Below are 16,093 nucleotides of genomic sequence, written 5' to 3' on the forward strand. Positions count from 1 at the left end.
GGCTCCTCGTAATGACAAGTCGGGGCAATCTCCAGGAGACTCTGCGCCCTCATTCCTCGGCGGTGTAAATATCTTTTCGAAGCAAAGGATATCCGCGCAGTAGCTCCCTACATCCGCTTTCGGTACCACCCGGTCAGGCTCATTCGTTGGCGTCCGGCCGGGAGGACTTCGTGGAGGAACGGGCCCGAGAGGAAGCTGACCAGGGTACCGGCCTCGGGCAGGATGTCGACGTAGGGGCTCTCTTCGCCGGACTGCAGATAGAGGCGTAGCTGGCCCCCATCCTCCAATCTCCACTCCTTGTTGAGGTAGAGAATGGTAGTGATGGTGCGCAGCCCGTTCTCCCTGAACTGGTCCCGGTGACGCCTGTAGAAACTGCCAGGCGGATAGATCGCGAAGTGTCCCTCGTAGTCGGCGAGTCCAAGATAGAGGTCGCGGTTGATGGCCAGCCTTAGCTTCTCCATGCGCTCATGCCAGCGAAGCTGGGCCGGGGTGGCGAGTTCAGGATCGAGCCACATGATGTGATCCGTGCGCACATCAGCGTTGACATGAAGGAGCTCGCCCCGCCCGACTCCGGCATGGCGAAAGCCTCCGGCGTCCCACAGGGTGCGGCACTCCCTCGCCAGTTCCCGCACCTCTTCAGGCTCCATGAAACCGGGAAAGGCGCCCCACCCCCGACCCGCCAGGGCATCCACTACCGCCTGACAGGGTTCAATCAGGTCCAAGTCGTCGCCCAACCGTTCATCGTCCAACTTCTCCTTGAAGGATGGCCGATATATACCCGCTTTTGACCCCGCTGTAACCGGAAGAATCGTTTTCCATGCATCTCGCGCCGGCGCCAGCGGCGCGCTACCATGGGCCGGTTACGATCCGAACGGCGGAGAATTCGATGAGTTGGTGGGGTAAGGTGCTCGGCACGGCCTTTGGTTTTGCCCTTGGCGGCCCTCTGGGTGCGCTGCTGGGCACCGTGGTGGGGCATCAGTTCGACAAGGGACTGAAGCTGGTCACCGGTCAGACCATGGATCGTGAACAGATCCAGATGGCATTCTTTACGGCGACGTTTTCCGTCATGGGGCGCCTCGCCAAGGCCGATGGCCGGGTCAGCAGGCAGGAGATCAGTTTCGCCCAGGCGGTGATGCAGCAGATGGCGCTGCAGCCCGAACAGAAGAAGGTGGCCATCGATCTGTTCCGGCAGGGCAAGGAGGATGATTTCGACCTGGAAGGTGTGCTGGAACAGTTCCGGTCAGTGGTCGGGCGTCGCTCCACGCTGATGCGCATGTTCCTCGAGATCCAGCTTCAGGCCGCCTATGCCGACGGTGCACTGCATGCCGCGGAACGGGAATTGTTGATCGAGATCTTCCGGTTGCTGGGCTTTTCACGGGCCGAATTCTCGCATCTCGACGCCATGACGCGGGCTGCCCGTGATTTCACCGGGCGGGGCCCCGGTGCCGCCGGTGGAATGGGACGGGCGCCTCGCAAGGACCTCTTAAAAGAGGCGTATGAGGTGCTGGGCGTCAAAGCCGAGGCATCCGATGCCGAGATTAAACGCGCCTACCGTCGCCTGATGAGCCAGCACCATCCGGACAAGCTGGTCTCTCGCGGGCTGCCGGAAGAGATGATGAAGATCGCCACCGAAAAGACGCAGGAGATAAAAAACGCCTACGAAATGATCAAGGAGACGAGGGGTACCCGTTGAAGCAGTGGTTGGATCTGCAACTGCGTGTCATCAATCGAGGGCTCTCCTCTCTCTGGGATGGCGGGCAAAATAGTCTGCTGTGGCGGCCCTGACCCTGGGCGCAAGTAACAGGGCAGAGGTCATGGTCGGAATAGCCATCAATCCGTACATGCCGTCGATCAGGCTGATCACCAGTTCGAGCGATCCCACCGCACCGAGCAGCACCAGTCCCGTATAGATCCAGACGTAGTGGTGCTGGCGCTGGGCACCCGCCAGAAAGCCCAGGCATTTGCTGCCGTAGTACCAGAAGCTGAATATGGTCGAGAGCGACAGGAACAGCACCATGATGGTCAGCAGATACGCGCCAGTCCCTGGAAGGGCATGTTCGAAGGCGCTGGCCGTGAGACTCACGCCGTTTGCCTCGCTACCCTGCCAGACACCGGTGGTAAGAATCGCCAGTGCAGTGCAGGTGCAGACGATCAGGGTATCGATGACCGGCCCCAGCATCGCCACCAGCCCCTCGCGGATCGGCTCATTGGTCTTCGCGGCGCCGTGGGCCATGGACTCGGTGCCGATGCCCGCCTCGTTGGAAAAGGCACCGCGCCGTACCCCCATCAGGATCACCGTCCCAACCGCACCGCCCGCCACCGACTGGCCGCTGAAGGCATCCTCCAGGATCAGCGCAAAGGCACCGGGAATCGCGCCGGCATAATCGAAGAGCACCCATACCGTCAGGGCCAGGTAGAACAGCACCATTGCGGGCACCAGCCGTGAGGTGACCCTCCCCACCCGCTGGATGTTCCCCAGAATCACGGCGAGCACCACCGCTGCGATCAGCGCCCCGAGGGTGAGGTCAAAGCCGAAGTGGTCCGCCTCGGAGGTCCAGCCGTTCGGTATCGCCACCACCTCGCGGACGATCTGCACCAGCTGATTGACCTGAAAGACCGGCAGTGTCCCGAACAGCCCCGCGAATGCGAACAGCCCCGCCAGTGGCAGCCAGCGCCGCCCTAGCCCCTCGCGGACCACATACATGGGACCACCCTGGAGGTGGCCGAGACTGTCCCGACCCCGGTACATAATGGCCAGCGAGGCGGTGAAGAACTTGGTCGCGATCCCGACCACGGCTGTGATCCACATCCAGAAGATGGCGCCCGGCCCTCCCATGGTGATTGCCACTGCAACCCCGGCAATGTTGCCCATCCCGAGGGTGCCGGAGAGGGCGGTGGTGAGTGCCTGGAAGTGTACGATGTGACCCGGGTCGCCGGTGTCGTCGTAGCGGCCGCGCAGGATGGCGATGGCGTGCCGAAAGTGCCGGTAGGGCAGCAGGCGGGAGTAGAGCAGAAAGAACACGCCGCCCCCGACCAGCAGAACAACCAGCGGCATGCCCCAGACAAACCCGGCGAATGCGACCAGGGCGTTTTCCAGTGATTCCATCGGTAATGGCGTGCTTTGGGACCCCCTGCCACCTTAACACAGCAGCTGGATGTCACCAGTTGCAGCAGGGCACCAGCTGCCGCGTGCAGGCAAGCCCTTTGCGTCTTTGCGGTGAATATCCCAGTCTATGAACATCAAACTGGAGAGTGAGAAAACATGGTTACGGCAATCGTACTGGTCAAGGCGGAGCGCACGCGAGTCAATGATGTGGCCGCCGAACTGGCGGAGATTGAGGGTATCAGCGAGGTCTACTCCGTGGGAGGCCGTTATGACCTGGTGGTGATGATTCGCGTCCGCAGCAATGAAGCCATGGCCGACGTGGTGACCAATCATATGCTCAAGGTCGACGGCATTATCGAAACAGAAACCATGCCCGCCTTCCGCACCCAGTCCCGGCACGACCTCGAAACCATGTTTTCCATTGGCATGGACGAGTAGAGAGCGCCCGGAAAGGCAGGGGCATTTGACCGACAGCTGGCGTCTATCCTTTGAAAAGGACGTCACAAGGAGGCTCGCCATGAAAAACGCAGTCGTATTGCTGAAGGTGGACCAGAATCGCATCGATGCCATATTTCGCGACTGCCGGGGGTCGATCAGGTCCATGCCGTTGCAGGCATCTACGACCTGGTCGCGCTCATTAAAGCCACCTCGGCCGAGGGTGTGGACAACCTCGTGACCAAGCACATGCTGAAGGTATCCGGGGTGCACGAGGCCGATACCCTGGCTACCGAACGGACCTTTACTCGACGGGACGTGGACCCGCTCTATTCAGGCGGACTCGGGCCTTAGCAACTGTTGAAAAATGCCCTCTTCCGAGGGAGAGGGCAGGAGGGGCTCGATAAGGTGAGTTACTGATTTTAGACCCCTTTATCCTAACCTTTTCCCGTCATCCCTGCGTCATCCCTGCGTCATTCCTGCGTTATTCCCGCGTTATTCCCGCGTTATTCCCGCGTTATTCCCGCGTTATTCCCGCGTCATTCCCGCGTAGGCGGGAATCCAGAGCACAGAAGCATGGCTCAAAATGGATCCCTGCGATGACGGTCCCGACTCAGCGGCAGCGTGAAGGAGCCGTCCTGGATCCCCGCCTACGCGGGGATGATCGTCCTGACTCAGCAGCAGCGTGAAGGAGCCGTCTTGGATCCCCGCCTACGCGCCTACGCGGGGATGACGGCCACCGCTCGAAAGAAGACAGCTCGTCTAACGCTGGATCCCCGCCTACGCGCGCCTACGCGGGGATGACGGATTTCCCGGGCCGTGCGTGATCACCCGGGCGAGCAGTTACGTTCCCGCCTAGAACAAGCGTCCGCCACTGCCTATCGCAGCCGTGATTAATCCCAGCACAAGATTGGTGCCGACAATCGTGCGAATGCGGTCCAGGTGGCGCTTGCCGTCGGGCCAGCGGCGCTCGGCCACTGCCTGCCTGAAACCACGGTACGGGACAAAAAACAGAAAGGCGAAAAGCGCGATCATCAGCAGACCGATGCCGTTCATGAGATGGACGTATAAGCCGACGTTGGCCATTCCGCCATAGACGGCGAAAATGAGCCAGTATCCGGTGACCAGTATCAGGATGACAGCCGCCCAAACCCAGGCGAAGAAACGTCGGAATACGCCATTCCATACTATCTGTCTTTCGGGTGGATCGAGCTCCACCGCGGCCACCGGGCGCAGGACCTGATGGGCAAAAAACATCCCGCCCACCCAAACGATAACGGCCAGGACGTGCAGTGCGAGCATAATGCTCATGGGGTCTTCTCCTGTTGGAATGTGTCGATGGTATGCTGTCGTTTCAGCCGGAAAAATGCAGTCACAAGCATCCGGTATGGGATCGAAGCAGGTGAAAATCAATAGGTTAGGGTGAGTTCGCCCTCTTCTCTCCTGTCCCGAGTCGCATTAGGCGGGGACAGCGGGTAAAATTCCTGGTTCTTTTTTCGGGCGCTTCGCTAATGTGGGCGCGGAACGGACATAATCAGAGGCAAAGAACTATGGCGGACTATTTGATTGCTCCCTCGATCCTGTCGGCGGATTTTGCCCGGCTGGGCGACGAGGTCAAGAATGTCCTCGATTCCGGTGCCGATATCGTGCACTTCGACGTCATGGACAACCACTATGTCCCCAACCTGACTATCGGCCCGCTGGTATGCCAGGCGTTGCGCGATTACGGTATCACCGCCCCAGTCGATGTGCACCTGATGGTTAAGCCGGTGGACCGGATCATTCCCGACTTCGCGGCAGCCGGCGCCACCTACATCACCTTCCACCCGGAGGCCTCCGAGCACGTTGATCGCACCCTGCAGCTCATCCATAACGAAGGCTGCAAGGCGGGTCTGGTGTTCAACCCGGCGACTCCGCTCTCCTATCTGGATTACGTGATGGACAAGGTCGACATGATCCTGCTCATGTCCGTGAACCCCGGCTTCGGAGGCCAGAGCTTCATTCCGGCGACGCTGGACAAGCTGCGTGAGGCGCGCAAGCGCATCGAGGCAAGCGGCCGCGACATCCGTCTGGAAGTTGATGGCGGCGTTAAGGCGGACAATATTCGCGAGATCGCCGCCGCGGGCGCCGACACTTTTGTTGCCGGCTCGGGCATCTTCGGCAAGGCCGAGGCCTCCGATCCGAATAAATACGACTCGATCCTGGAGACCCTCCGCACCGAGCTGGCCAAGGCTGGCAAGTAACAAAAACGGATTGCCGCAGAGGCGATCCCCGTAGGAGCGGCGGAAGCCGCGAAAGGGCATCCCGACGCCATCGCGGCTTCCGCCGCTCCTACGCTCCTGGTTTCTGCGGCAGGTGTGAAAAAATGAAACAGCCCCGGATGGCCCTGATTGATCTTGACGGCACCCTGGTGGACAGCGTGCCGGATTTGGCCTTCTGTGCCGACGAGATGAACAAAACATTGGGTCTCCCGGTGCGTGGCGAACAGCGTGCGCGCAACTGGGTGGGCAATGGTGTAGAGCGGTTCGTTAAACGAGCACTGACCGATTCGCTGCATGACGAGCCGGAGCCGGTGCTGCTTGAACAGGCACTGCCGATCTTCATGGGGCTTTATGCAGAGAATACCAGTGCCCGCAGCCGGCTCTACCCCGGCGTGCGTGAGGGGCTTGACTATCTGCAATCGAAAGGTATCGCCCTCGGGTGTGTGACTAACAAGGCGGCGCGCTTTACCGAGCCGCTTCTGCGGGAGCTTGGCATCTACGACTGCTTCGGCATCGTGGTCAGTGGCGATACCCTGCCGCAAAAGAAGCCCGACCCCGCTCCCTTGCGGCATGCTGCTGATTTCTTTAAAGTTCCTGAAGAGGCTTCATTAATGATTGGCGACTCCATGCACGACGTGGAAGCCGCCCGCAACGCCGGGTTTTCGGTAATCGCCGTGACCTACGGCTACAATCACGGCCACGATATCCGCGAGGCAAACCCGGACGCCGTGGTCGACTCCCTGGCGGAGCTCCCGCAGGTGCTGGAAGACTAAATTTCTGAACCACGGGGAACACGGGGTGCACCGGGAACACTCTTTACCCAAACCCCGTGTCTCCCGTGCTCCCCGTGGTTGATAACCAACGGAAACAGGAACAATGGCAACAACCCCGAAGATGAAAAAGGCATGTCCCGGGAAACGATGGCGCAGTTAGAACGCTGTCCGCCGCCGATCGCCTTTTTATCTGACAGGGGAATGCCATGACACCCGAATACTTCGCCCGGCTTGCCGCTGAGGGCTACAACCGAATTCCGGTGATGCGCGAGGTCCTCGCCGACCTCGACACGCCACTCTCCACCTATCTGAAGCTGGCCGATGCACCCTATACCTATCTGTTCGAGTCGGTTCAGAGCGGGGAGAAGTGGGGCCGCTACTCCATCATCGGCCTGCCGTGTCGTACCATCCTCAAGGTGTTCGGCCACGACATCGTGGTGGAGGAGGGCGGCCGGCGGATCGAGCAGGTCACGGCCGAAGATCCGCTCGCCTGGATTGATGAATTCCAGGGCCGCTACCACATGGCAGAGGTGCCCGGATTGCCCCGCTTCACCGGCGGTCTGGTGGGTTATTTTGGCTACGACACGGTGCGTTATGTCGAGCCACGCCTTGGGGACAGTCCCAACCCGGACCCACTGGGCAATCCCGACATCCTGCTGATGGTTTCCGATGAGGTGGTCGTATTCGACAATCTATCGGGCAAGCTCTACGTCATCGTCCACGCCGACCCAACCGCCGGCGGGGCGCTGGAGCGGGCGCAGCAGCGTCTGGACCGGCTAGTCGAACGCATGCGGGCCATCACGCCCGTGCAGCGGTCGGGCATCTCGACGGAAGTGACCGAAAAGGATTTCGTCTCCGGCTTTACGCAAGAGGGTTTCGAGGCCGCGGTTGCGCGGGCCAGGGAGTATATCGCCGCCGGCGATATCATGCAGGTGGTGCTCTCACAGCGGCTCTCGATCCCCTACCACGCCCGACCGCTGGACCTCTATCGCGCCCTCCGCAGCCTCAATCCCTCGCCTTACATGTACTATCTCGATCTCGAGGGATTTCAGGTCGTCGGCTCTTCGCCGGAGATTCTGGTTCGCGCGGAAGATGGGAAGGTGACCGTGCGGCCCATCGCCGGCACCCGCCCGCGCGGCAAGAGCGAAGAGGAAGACCGGGCGTTGGAGCAGGACCTGCTTAACGATCCCAAGGAGCTCGCCGAGCACCTGATGCTCATCGACCTGGGGCGCAACGACGTCGGCCGCATCGCCGAGACCGGCTCGGTGCAATTGACCGATAAAATGGTCATCGAGCGCTACTCCCACGTGATGCACATTGTCTCCAACGTCGTGGCGGACCTGCGGGACGGCCTCACCGCCATGGATGCCCTGCGTGCCACCTTCCCCGCCGGCACCGTATCCGGCGCGCCCAAGATCCGTGCCATGGAGATCATCGATGAACTGGAGCCGGTCAAGCGCGGCGTCTACTCCGGCGCCGTCGGTTATCTCGGCTGGAACGGCAACATGGACACCGCCATCGCCATCCGCACCGCGGTCATCAAGGACGAAACCCTGCACATTCAGGCCGGCGCCGGCATCGTCTACGACTCCATCCCCGCCAAAGAGTGGGAAGAGACCATGAACAAGGGTCGCGCCATCTTTCGCGCCGTCGCCATGGCGGAGGCGGGGCTGACCTAGGAGCCTGTCCGAGAACATCGTTTTTTGTAGGTTGGGGTGAGTTATGCGAACCCCAACGCTGATTTTGTTGGGCTTCGTTCCTCAGCGCGCCAACCCACATTTTGGAGCCCATCGCTATTCTCGGACAGGCTCCTAGTAGTCCATGCGGGAATAGTGTGGCGCTCAGAGTTCCCCTAATGGAACAAGGCAAGGTGCGTTGCGGTGCTTTAATCGTGCGCCGGCCCGCCGGATGCCTGTCGGCCGGCCTTCCAGGCCGTCATCCGGTTGCGACGGGCTAAAGCCCGACCTACATCACCAGTGCGTCCTTTGATGTGCAGGGATGCACGAATGCCGCGAGTGCAGGGATGCGCAGGAGTGGCCTAAGCAGAGCACAATTCGTCGGGAGCAGATTTGGACAGCCGTTGGCCCGAAGGCGACCCGGATCGCGGGCGCCACAGCAACCGGGGAATTTCAAGGTTGGCCCTGGAAATTAGCGGGGTTATCCGCTACTGATTAGCTAACGCAACGACCTTGCAATTACAGGGACGGCGGAGGATGGCTCCTCCTTTAGCCGAACTCAAGCATGGACGTCTGCGTTGGGTAATCTGAAGGCACGAACCCACAATGGCACTATACTGACTCGCATGTGACATGCAGTCCGACCGGGCGCCTGCTTTCAACCAGATGCCTGGCTCGACTAGACTCGAAGATGCCAATCCGCCCGGGTATGACGCATGGGCGGGCAGCTTTGTCGCTGCCGATATCCTCTTAAATCATTCACGCGCCAACGGAAGGTAAGATGAGTGACTTCAAACAAAGCCCGCTATTCAACGCAAGCGAAAACGTTGTCGATTTGAGGGAGTATGTTGTTGAGCTCTGGCGCGCGAAACACGTTGTGTTCGGTATTGCGCTGCTCGTCCTGGCCGTGGTCGGGCTCTATACGTTCACTGCACGCCCAATCTATCAAAGCGATGTCCTCATCCAGATAGACCCGGCGCAAGCTGATTCCGAAAGGAGCCGGGAGCTTTCTTCGATTTCTGCAGGCGACACTCCGGTAGAAGCCGAGATGCAGCTGTTCCGTTCCCGGTCGGTGGTGGGTGCAGCGGTAGACGAACTGAATCTTGTGATCGTTGCCGAGCCAACATACCTGCCGGTTGCTGGCAGAACGTTAGCGAAGATGGGTCTACCTGTGCGGGAGTCACCCGCTGTCTGGGAGTATCTGAAGCCTTATGCATGGGGAGAAGAGGAAATTGTCGTCGATCGGCTGGAGGTCCCTGAATACCTGACCGATCAGCGCTTGTCCCTGGTTTCGATGGGAGATGATTCGTTCGAGCTCTATGATGAATCGGGTGAAAAACTCGTGGACGGGCGAGTAGGAGAATTGGCAAGTCGGGATGTCGGTGATGCGGATTCAAAGTTGCAAATCCTCGTTTCCAAATTAACGGCACATCAAGGGGCACATTTTGCGGTAACCAAACGCAACCGTTGGCATGCGGTCAACAACCTGCGCGACGCACTGCATGTATCGCAACAGGGAGAGGAAACGGGAATTATAAAGCTGGCCCTGGAAGGACCCAATCCCGAATTGCTGCAACGTATTCTCACCACCATCACCAGTGCCTATCTTCAGCACAATGTTGCACGTCGATCCCAGGAAGCCGAAAAGACCCTGGAGGTGCTCAACAAACACCTGCCTGCGTTGAGAAAAAATCTGACGGAATCTGAAAACCGCCTGAATGATTACCGTTCCAGTGTAGGCAGTGTGAACGTTACGCTGGAAGCGGAAGCCTTGCTTGACCGTGCAACGTCTCTGGAAACACAGCTTTCGGGATTGAAGATAAGGCGTGATGACATTGAGAACAAATTTACGCCGGAGCACCCCCTGTTCAGCGAAATCAACCAACAAATCCGATCGCTGGAAAAAGAACGTGCCAGCCTGAATGCAGAAATGCGCAAGTTGCCCGACGAGCAGGAAAAATCCATCCGATTGGAACGTGATGTAACAGTCGCTAATGAACTCTATCTGCTTTTGCTGAACAGGGCACAGGAAATGCGCGTGATGCGCGCGGGCACAGTGACCAATGCGCGGGTGATCGATCCTGCCGACCTTCCGATAGAGCCGACAAAACCAAAGCCATCACTGATGCTTGCGCTGGGCGCTGTTCTCGGGACAACACTCGGGATCTTTGGCGTCGTGCTAAGGAATGGTTTTCGCCAGGGCATCGACGATCCCGAGGTTGTTGAAAAAAGCCTCAGTCTTCCGGTGTATGCCTCCATACTGCACAGCACCAGTCAGGCCAAACTGGAGAAGTCGAGAAAATACAAAGGCAGGGAGCGGCTCCTCGCACTCCTCGATAGGGATAGTCCGACGGTGGAAGCCCTGCGAAGTCTCCGAACCAACGTCTATTTTGCTGCCCAGCATGTCAAAAATCCGATTGTTGCCATCACCGGTCCAGCTCCGAATATCGGCAAATCGTTCGTGGCTTCCAATCTTGCCGTAGTTCTGGCCGACAGTGGCAAACGCACCTTGCTGATCGATGCCGACATGCGCAAGGGTCACCTGCATGATGCGTTTGCGATTCAGCGTGGATACGGGCTCTCTGGGGTGCTGAGTCAAAAACTCCTGCTCGGAGATGTGATTCACAAAACCAAACAACCAGGACTGCATATTCTACCTTGTGGTGAAGTGCCTCCAAACCCCTCCGAATTGCTACTCAGCGAGCGTTTTGCCGCACTCCTTGAACGGCTGCGGCAGCACTACGACATGATTATTATCGATAGCCCACCAACACTTGCGGTGACGGATGCGGTGGTTATCGCGCGACGCTCTGATTTGAACCTGATGGTTCTGCGCTCGGGACAGCACCCCATGGGGGAAATTAGGGCAGCGATGCGAGGATTCCAGCAGAGTGATCTGAATATCGACGGATTTATCGTCAACGATGTATCAACCAAGAATTCCTACTACGTGCGCTACTATCACCAGTATGCCAGCTGATCTCCGGGGGTCTTGATGACGACCGTACAGGTAGGGCTCTAGTCAAAGTGGTTTTAGGGCGTTCCGCTACGGGCGCCTTCTATAAATAGCAAGGACGCCATATGAAACTGCCGCAGACATTATCAAGGAGCGCGAAGCGCGCCCCTCTATTGATTGTCGATATGTGGCTCATTCCTGTCTTGTTGTGGGGTACGTTTGCACTTCGATCCGGAACGGTTCCGCCGGACCTTACTGCCGACAGGAAGTGGCTTTTGGTTTTGTCAGTGGTAGCAAGCGTGATCCCTTTTATCCGTTTGGGACTCTATCGGGCGGTTACGCGCTACATCGGACAGCAGGCTGCCTTTGTTATCATCCAGGGCGTCACCGCATCCGCACTGCTCCTGTTTGGTTTGGCGTGGCTACTTCAATTGGAAGCCGATCCGGCCATCTTTATCATTTTCTGGGCAGTGGCGCTGATTTATGTTGGTGGAAGCCGCTTCGCGATTAGGGCGTACTACCGCCAAAGGAAGGCCAGGAAAGCAAAAGCCGTAGGAATTTACGGTGCGGGTGATGCAGGTCGGCAACTCGCTGCTGCTATCAACAGCGGAAGCCAATGTCACGTAAAGGCGTTTTTTGATGACGAGCCGTCTTTGGATGGAGTTGTTATCGATGGGACGCCAGTATTCAGTACCCACCATATTCAGACCGTTGTCCAGCAAAGGGGATTGCACGAGATCTTCCTTGCCCTGCCGTCGGCCAGCCGACAACAGAGACAGCAGATACTCCGCCGTCTTGAATTTCTTCCCGTCCGGATCCGCACCGTGCCTCACTTGGGTGAACTGGTCGTTGGTTTGGCCCGCGTCGATGAACTGCGGGATATTGACCTGGAGGACTTGCTTGAGCGAGAGCCGGTCGAGGCGAAAACGGCGCTGCTGAACAGTTCAGCCAACAGAAGAAACGTAATGGTAACGGGAGCCGGTGGAACCATCGGCTCCGAGCTTTGCCGGAAAATCATGGAACTCAACCCGGTTCGTATTGTGCTTTATGAAATGTCGGAATATGCGCTGTATACCATCGAAAAAGAGCTGAGAGAGGCGAATAAATCTGCGGTAGAAAAGGTCGCCATTCATGCGGTGCTGGGGTCGGTAAGGGATAGCCAACGCCTCGCGGTTGTCATGTTCGACTACGGGATTGATCTTGTCTTTCATGCCGCGGCATACAAGCACGTTCCGATGCTGGAAGAAAACATCTCGGAGGGAGTGCTCAATAATGTGATCGGGACATGGAATGTCGCCGAAGCTGCCGTGGCTGCACAGGCTGCCACATTTGTGCTGGTCTCAACGGATAAAGCCGTCAGGCCGACAAACTTGATGGGGGCGACCAAGCGCATGTCTGAACTGGTGGTACAGGCAATTCAGGAGCGGGAACGGCAAGGAGAGAACAAGACCGCACTCTGCATAGTGCGTTTTGGCAACGTGCTCGGCAGCTCCGGCTCGGTGGTACCCCATTTCAAAGAGCAAATTCGCAGAGGTGGCCCGGTAACCGTGACGCATCCGGAAGTGATCCGGTATTTCATGACAGTGCCGGAAGCCGCACAACTGGTGCTGCAGGCCAGCGCCATGTCACACGGAGGAGACGTGTTTCTTCTGGATATGGGCGAACCGGTAAAGATTCTCGATCTGGCCAAGAAAATGATTCACCTGATGGGGTTCACCGAAAAAACCGACAACAACCAAAACGGGGATATCGCTATTGCGTTTACGGGGCTCCGCCCGGGTGAAAAGCTGTACGAAGAACTCCTGGTTGGGAGTGATGCGTATGTCACGGAGCATCCGAAGATCATGCGCGCGCACGAAGAGTGCATTTCCTGGAATGAGATTGGGGAATATCTGCATCAGCTATGGCGGGCAGCCGATGAGAACAGGATTGAAGAGGTGATCGACATTCTGAAGGCTTGCGTTCCCGACTATACCCCCGGAGAAGGCGTTTGCTCACAGTGCAGGGTGGAGCAGGAATACGCAAGCGATCGCGATCGCTCGCTTGCAGCGGGTAATGGTATTGACTAGAACCTACAGCAGGGAGTCGGATATAGCTTGCTAGGAGGGTTTCACTCCGGGAAGTTGGCCAAGGACTCCCGGCCAGGGCCTCTACACAAGATCTAACCCAAGGACGGGCTTGAAATGGGAACAAGAATCAACGGACGAAAACTACGTATCGGGATCGTGGGATGCGGACGGATTTCACGAAACCATCTCGATTCGATTGATGTACACCGGGATGATATGGATCTGGTCTCCGTTTGTGATGTTGACGAGGACGTTCTTGCAAACCACATCGACAAGTACAAAGTGCCTGGCTACACCAATATAGAAGCGATGCTGAACAATGAAACACTCGACCTGGTGGCGCTTTGTACCCCGAGCGGGCTCCATCCCGACCAAGCCGTTCGAGCTGCGCAACATGGGGTGAATGTACTCACCGAAAAACCGATGGCCACACGGTGGCAAGACGGCCTGCGTATGGTTCGGGCCTGTGATCAGGAGGGTGTGCGACTTTTCGTTGTGAAGCAGAACAGAAAGAACACCACCCTTCAATTGTTGAAGCAGGCCGTAACCGAAAAACGCTTCGGAAAGATCTATATGGTCCATATCAACGTATTCTGGAATCGGCCCCAGGAGTACTACGATTCGGCCAAGTGGCGCGGGACCTGGGAACTCGACGGCGGCGCTTTCATGAATCAGGCGAGCCACTATGTGGACTTACTCGATTGGCTGATCGGTCCCGTGGACAGCATTCAGGCGATGAACGGCACCCTTGACCGTGATATCGAGGTCGAGACCAGCGGGGTTCTCAACGTGCGCTGGCGCAGCGGGTCGCTTGGGTCCATGTGTGTGACGATGCTTACCTATCCCAAAAACTTCGAGGGTTCGATAACGATACTCGGTGAAAAGGGAACCGTGCGCGTGGGTGGGGTCGCCGTGAACGAGATCCAGCATTGGCAGTTTGCCGATGAGCGGGAGTACGACAGCCAGGTACAGGCAGCAAACTACGAAACCACATCGGTCTACGGCTTTGGGCATCCGGGCTACTACAAGAATGTCATCGACGTAATGCGCGGAGAGGCGGAGCCGGATACTGACGGACGCGAGGGATTGAAGTCGCTGGAGGTGCTGATTGCCGCCTATCTCTCTGCCCGCGACGGACGCACGGTTTCACTCCCACTGGAGTATTGAAGGTGAGCCATGACGTTTAGTGTACATGCGACCGCCATTGTCGATGAGGGTGCAACCATCGGCGAGCAGACGCGGATTTGGCACTGGGTACACGTCTGCGCCGGGGCACATATTGGTCGTGACTGTTCACTGGGACAGAACGTCTTCGTAGGCAACAGGGTAACGATCGGAAACAGTGTAAAGGTGCAAAACAATGTTTCCATCTACGACGAGGTGCACCTCGAGGATCACGTGTTTTGCGGGCCCAGCATGGTGTTTACCAATGTGGTAAACCCACGCTCTCACGTGGCCAGAAAACTGGAGTACCAGAATACCCTCGTGCGAACCGGTGCCACCATCGGGGCGAATGCGACCATCATCTGTGGGCATACCATCGGGAAGTACGCCTTCATCGGTGCCGGCGCAGTGGTAACGAAGGACGTGCCTGATTACGCACTTCTTGTGGGAAATCCCGCTGTTCGGGTTGGCTGGATGTGCCAGTGCGGTGTGCGGTTGCCCAATGAGGGCCAGGTCTCCTGCAACGCGTGCGGCCAGGCGTATGCGATCGACGAGGAGGCGTGTCGCCCTTTATGAAACGGGTCGCAGTAATTGGCGGTGGCATTAACGGTGTAATGACGGCCTGGGAACTGGCGAAAAAGGGGCATGCCGTCCAGTTGTTTGAAAAGGGCACGCTCATGTCGGCCACCAGTAGTGCCTCAACCAAGTTGCTGCACGGGGGTTTGCGTTATCTGGAGCATGGTCGGTTTTCCCTGGTGCGCGAAGCGCTGGCGGAACGGGCCTGGTGGATAGAGCAGGCGCCACATCTGGCACGCCCGCTGCCGATCCTGTTGCCGATTTATCGAAAGAGCAGCCGATCGGCTTTAAAGATGAAGATCGGATTGACGATCTATGACGGACTTGCCGGAAAAGCTTGCCTGGGTCGACACAAAAAGTTGACGCCGTCTGAGCTACTGGCCTTGCTCCCGGAGTTGAAACCGGAAGGACTTGTTGGCGGCTATCGGTTTTTTGACGGGCAGATGGACGATCGGGCGCTCGGCTTGTGGGCTGCGGAACGGGCCAGTGAAGCGGGAGTCTCGATCCGGGAAAAAACCGCTGTTGAAAGGGTGACGAGATCGGGTCAGGTGAGCGCCAGTGGCGATTGGGAGCGCTATGATCTGGTGTACAACGTCACCGGTCCCTGGGCAGAGCAGTTACTGACCCGCAGCGGTATCGAAAGCAGCGTTCGACTCCGCCTTGTAAGGGGAAGTCATCTGGTTTTCGATTTTCCGATCGCTCATGGCGCAATTCTTGAAGTACCGGGGCAGCGCCGGGTGGCATTCATCCTTCCGTATCAAGGCCATACCCTGGTGGGGACCACGGAAGTGGCCCAGCGGCTGGACGAGCCGGTCGAGTGTTCTGCGGAGGAGACTTCATACCTGATCGGATTCTGCCGGCGCTATCTGCATCGCAACATCGGCAAAGAAAACATTAAAACGCATTTCGCAGGATTGCGGCCGCTAGTGCAGGCCGCACGGGATGCCGGCAGTACCAGCCGGGAATCCGCTTTCGAGCAATCAGATAGGGTAATCACTGTTTTCGGGGGCAAATGGACGGCATCAAGGGCACTGGCATCCCGCGCCGCAGCCATGAGTGGGTAACTTTACATCGTGT

Annotated in this window: 14 protein-coding genes; 11 read left to right on the forward strand and 3 right to left on the reverse strand. The window is 58.1% G+C overall.

What is annotated here, in order from left to right; all coding sequences use genetic code 11:
- Nucleotides 1-107: 107 nt before the first annotated feature.
- On the reverse strand, nt 108-749 hold the full coding sequence (locus tag Q7L05_RS09040; protein ID WP_303905118.1) for a 2OG-Fe(II) oxygenase: 642 nt from the start codon (nt 747-749) through the stop codon (nt 108-110).
- Between the two features lie 137 nt (nt 750-886).
- On the opposite strand from Q7L05_RS09040, the gene djlA reads away from it, so the two are divergent.
- Nucleotides 887-1,693 (forward strand): co-chaperone DjlA, encoded by an 807-nt coding sequence (gene djlA / locus Q7L05_RS09045; protein ID WP_303905121.1) that lies wholly within the window; start codon nt 887-889, stop codon nt 1,691-1,693.
- A 30-nt stretch (nt 1,694-1,723) separates the two neighbouring features.
- Here djlA and Q7L05_RS09050 read toward each other — a convergent pair whose 3' ends face one another.
- Nucleotides 1,724-3,106 (reverse strand): alanine/glycine:cation symporter family protein, encoded by a 1,383-nt coding sequence (locus Q7L05_RS09050; RefSeq protein ID WP_303905123.1) that lies wholly within the window; start codon nt 3,104-3,106, stop codon nt 1,724-1,726.
- Nucleotides 3,107-3,262: 156 nt separating this feature from the next.
- Between Q7L05_RS09050 and Q7L05_RS09055 the strand changes: the two genes are divergently transcribed.
- Together Q7L05_RS09055 and Q7L05_RS09060 are read left to right on the forward strand one after the other, a co-directional pair.
- The gene (locus Q7L05_RS09055; RefSeq protein ID WP_303905125.1) at nt 3,263-3,544 is read left to right on the forward strand and encodes an Lrp/AsnC family transcriptional regulator; all 282 of its coding nucleotides are present in this window, start codon (nt 3,263-3,265) and stop codon (nt 3,542-3,544) included.
- 141 nt (nt 3,545-3,685) lie between these two features.
- Nucleotides 3,686-3,895: an Lrp/AsnC ligand binding domain-containing protein gene (locus tag Q7L05_RS09060; protein ID WP_303905202.1), complete on the forward strand. Its 210-nt coding sequence runs from the start codon at nt 3,686-3,688 to the stop codon at nt 3,893-3,895.
- 501 nt (nt 3,896-4,396) lie between these two features.
- Here the strand turns inward: Q7L05_RS09060 and Q7L05_RS09065 are convergent.
- Nucleotides 4,397-4,852: a CopD family protein gene (locus Q7L05_RS09065; RefSeq protein WP_303905128.1), complete on the reverse strand. Its 456-nt coding sequence runs from the start codon at nt 4,850-4,852 to the stop codon at nt 4,397-4,399.
- Between the two features lie 239 nt (nt 4,853-5,091).
- On the opposite strand from Q7L05_RS09065, the gene rpe reads away from it, so the two are divergent.
- The 8 genes from rpe to Q7L05_RS09105 all read left to right on the forward strand — a co-directional run bounded on the left by rpe (nt 5,092) and on the right by Q7L05_RS09105 (nt 16,080).
- Nucleotides 5,092-5,784: a ribulose-phosphate 3-epimerase gene (gene rpe, locus Q7L05_RS09070; protein WP_303905131.1), complete on the forward strand. Its 693-nt coding sequence runs from the start codon at nt 5,092-5,094 to the stop codon at nt 5,782-5,784.
- Nucleotides 5,785-5,906: 122 nt separating this feature from the next.
- The gene (locus Q7L05_RS09075) at nt 5,907-6,575 is read left to right on the forward strand and encodes a phosphoglycolate phosphatase (protein WP_303905134.1); all 669 of its coding nucleotides are present in this window, start codon (nt 5,907-5,909) and stop codon (nt 6,573-6,575) included.
- Between the two features lie 206 nt (nt 6,576-6,781).
- Nucleotides 6,782-8,254 carry an anthranilate synthase component I gene (gene trpE / locus Q7L05_RS09080; RefSeq protein WP_303905137.1) on the forward strand — a complete coding sequence of 491 codons (1,473 nt, stop codon included), beginning with the start codon at nt 6,782-6,784 and terminating at the stop codon, nt 8,252-8,254.
- Nucleotides 8,255-9,032: 778 nt separating this feature from the next.
- Nucleotides 9,033-11,231, forward strand: coding sequence for a polysaccharide biosynthesis tyrosine autokinase (locus Q7L05_RS09085; protein WP_303905140.1), 2,199 nt, complete (start codon nt 9,033-9,035; stop codon nt 11,229-11,231).
- 101 nt (nt 11,232-11,332) lie between these two features.
- On the forward strand, nt 11,333-13,276 hold the full coding sequence (locus tag Q7L05_RS09090; RefSeq protein WP_303905142.1) for a polysaccharide biosynthesis protein: 1,944 nt from the start codon (nt 11,333-11,335) through the stop codon (nt 13,274-13,276).
- A gap of 114 nt (nt 13,277-13,390) precedes the next feature.
- Nucleotides 13,391-14,443 carry a Gfo/Idh/MocA family protein gene (locus Q7L05_RS09095; protein ID WP_303905144.1) on the forward strand — a complete coding sequence of 351 codons (1,053 nt, stop codon included), beginning with the start codon at nt 13,391-13,393 and terminating at the stop codon, nt 14,441-14,443.
- 9 nt (nt 14,444-14,452) lie between these two features.
- Nucleotides 14,453-15,016, forward strand: a complete 564-nt coding sequence (locus tag Q7L05_RS09100; RefSeq protein WP_303905150.1) for an acyltransferase — start codon at nt 14,453-14,455, stop codon at nt 15,014-15,016.
- The gene (locus tag Q7L05_RS09105) at nt 15,013-16,080 is read left to right on the forward strand and encodes a glycerol-3-phosphate dehydrogenase/oxidase (protein ID WP_303905153.1); all 1,068 of its coding nucleotides are present in this window, start codon (nt 15,013-15,015) and stop codon (nt 16,078-16,080) included. Before Q7L05_RS09100 ends, Q7L05_RS09105 begins: the two co-directional genes overlap by 4 nt.
- Nucleotides 16,081-16,093 lie beyond the last annotated feature (13 nt).

Source organism: Thiohalomonas denitrificans (assembly GCF_016841685.1).
GTDB lineage: Bacteria > Pseudomonadota > Gammaproteobacteria > Thiohalomonadales > Thiohalomonadaceae > Thiohalomonas > Thiohalomonas denitrificans_A.

Coding starts and splice junctions, on each gene's coding strand:
- djlA (WP_303905121.1), top strand. CDS start 887: ATGAGTTGGTGGGGTAAGGTGCTCGGCACGGCCTTTGGTTTTGCCCTT.
- Q7L05_RS09050 (WP_303905123.1), bottom strand. CDS start 3,106: ATGGAATCACTGGAAAACGCCCTGGTCGCATTCGCCGGGTTTGTCTGG.
- Q7L05_RS09055 (WP_303905125.1), top strand. CDS start 3,263: ATGGTTACGGCAATCGTACTGGTCAAGGCGGAGCGCACGCGAGTCAAT.
- Q7L05_RS09065 (WP_303905128.1), bottom strand. CDS start 4,852: ATGAGCATTATGCTCGCACTGCACGTCCTGGCCGTTATCGTTTGGGTG.
- rpe (WP_303905131.1), top strand. CDS start 5,092: ATGGCGGACTATTTGATTGCTCCCTCGATCCTGTCGGCGGATTTTGCC.
- Q7L05_RS09075 (WP_303905134.1), top strand. CDS start 5,907: ATGAAACAGCCCCGGATGGCCCTGATTGATCTTGACGGCACCCTGGTG.
- trpE (WP_303905137.1), top strand. CDS start 6,782: ATGACACCCGAATACTTCGCCCGGCTTGCCGCTGAGGGCTACAACCGA.
- Q7L05_RS09085 (WP_303905140.1), top strand. CDS start 9,033: ATGAGTGACTTCAAACAAAGCCCGCTATTCAACGCAAGCGAAAACGTT.
- Q7L05_RS09090 (WP_303905142.1), top strand. CDS start 11,333: ATGAAACTGCCGCAGACATTATCAAGGAGCGCGAAGCGCGCCCCTCTA.
- Q7L05_RS09095 (WP_303905144.1), top strand. CDS start 13,391: ATGGGAACAAGAATCAACGGACGAAAACTACGTATCGGGATCGTGGGA.
- Q7L05_RS09100 (WP_303905150.1), top strand. CDS start 14,453: ATGACGTTTAGTGTACATGCGACCGCCATTGTCGATGAGGGTGCAACC.
- Q7L05_RS09105 (WP_303905153.1), top strand. CDS start 15,013: ATGAAACGGGTCGCAGTAATTGGCGGTGGCATTAACGGTGTAATGACG.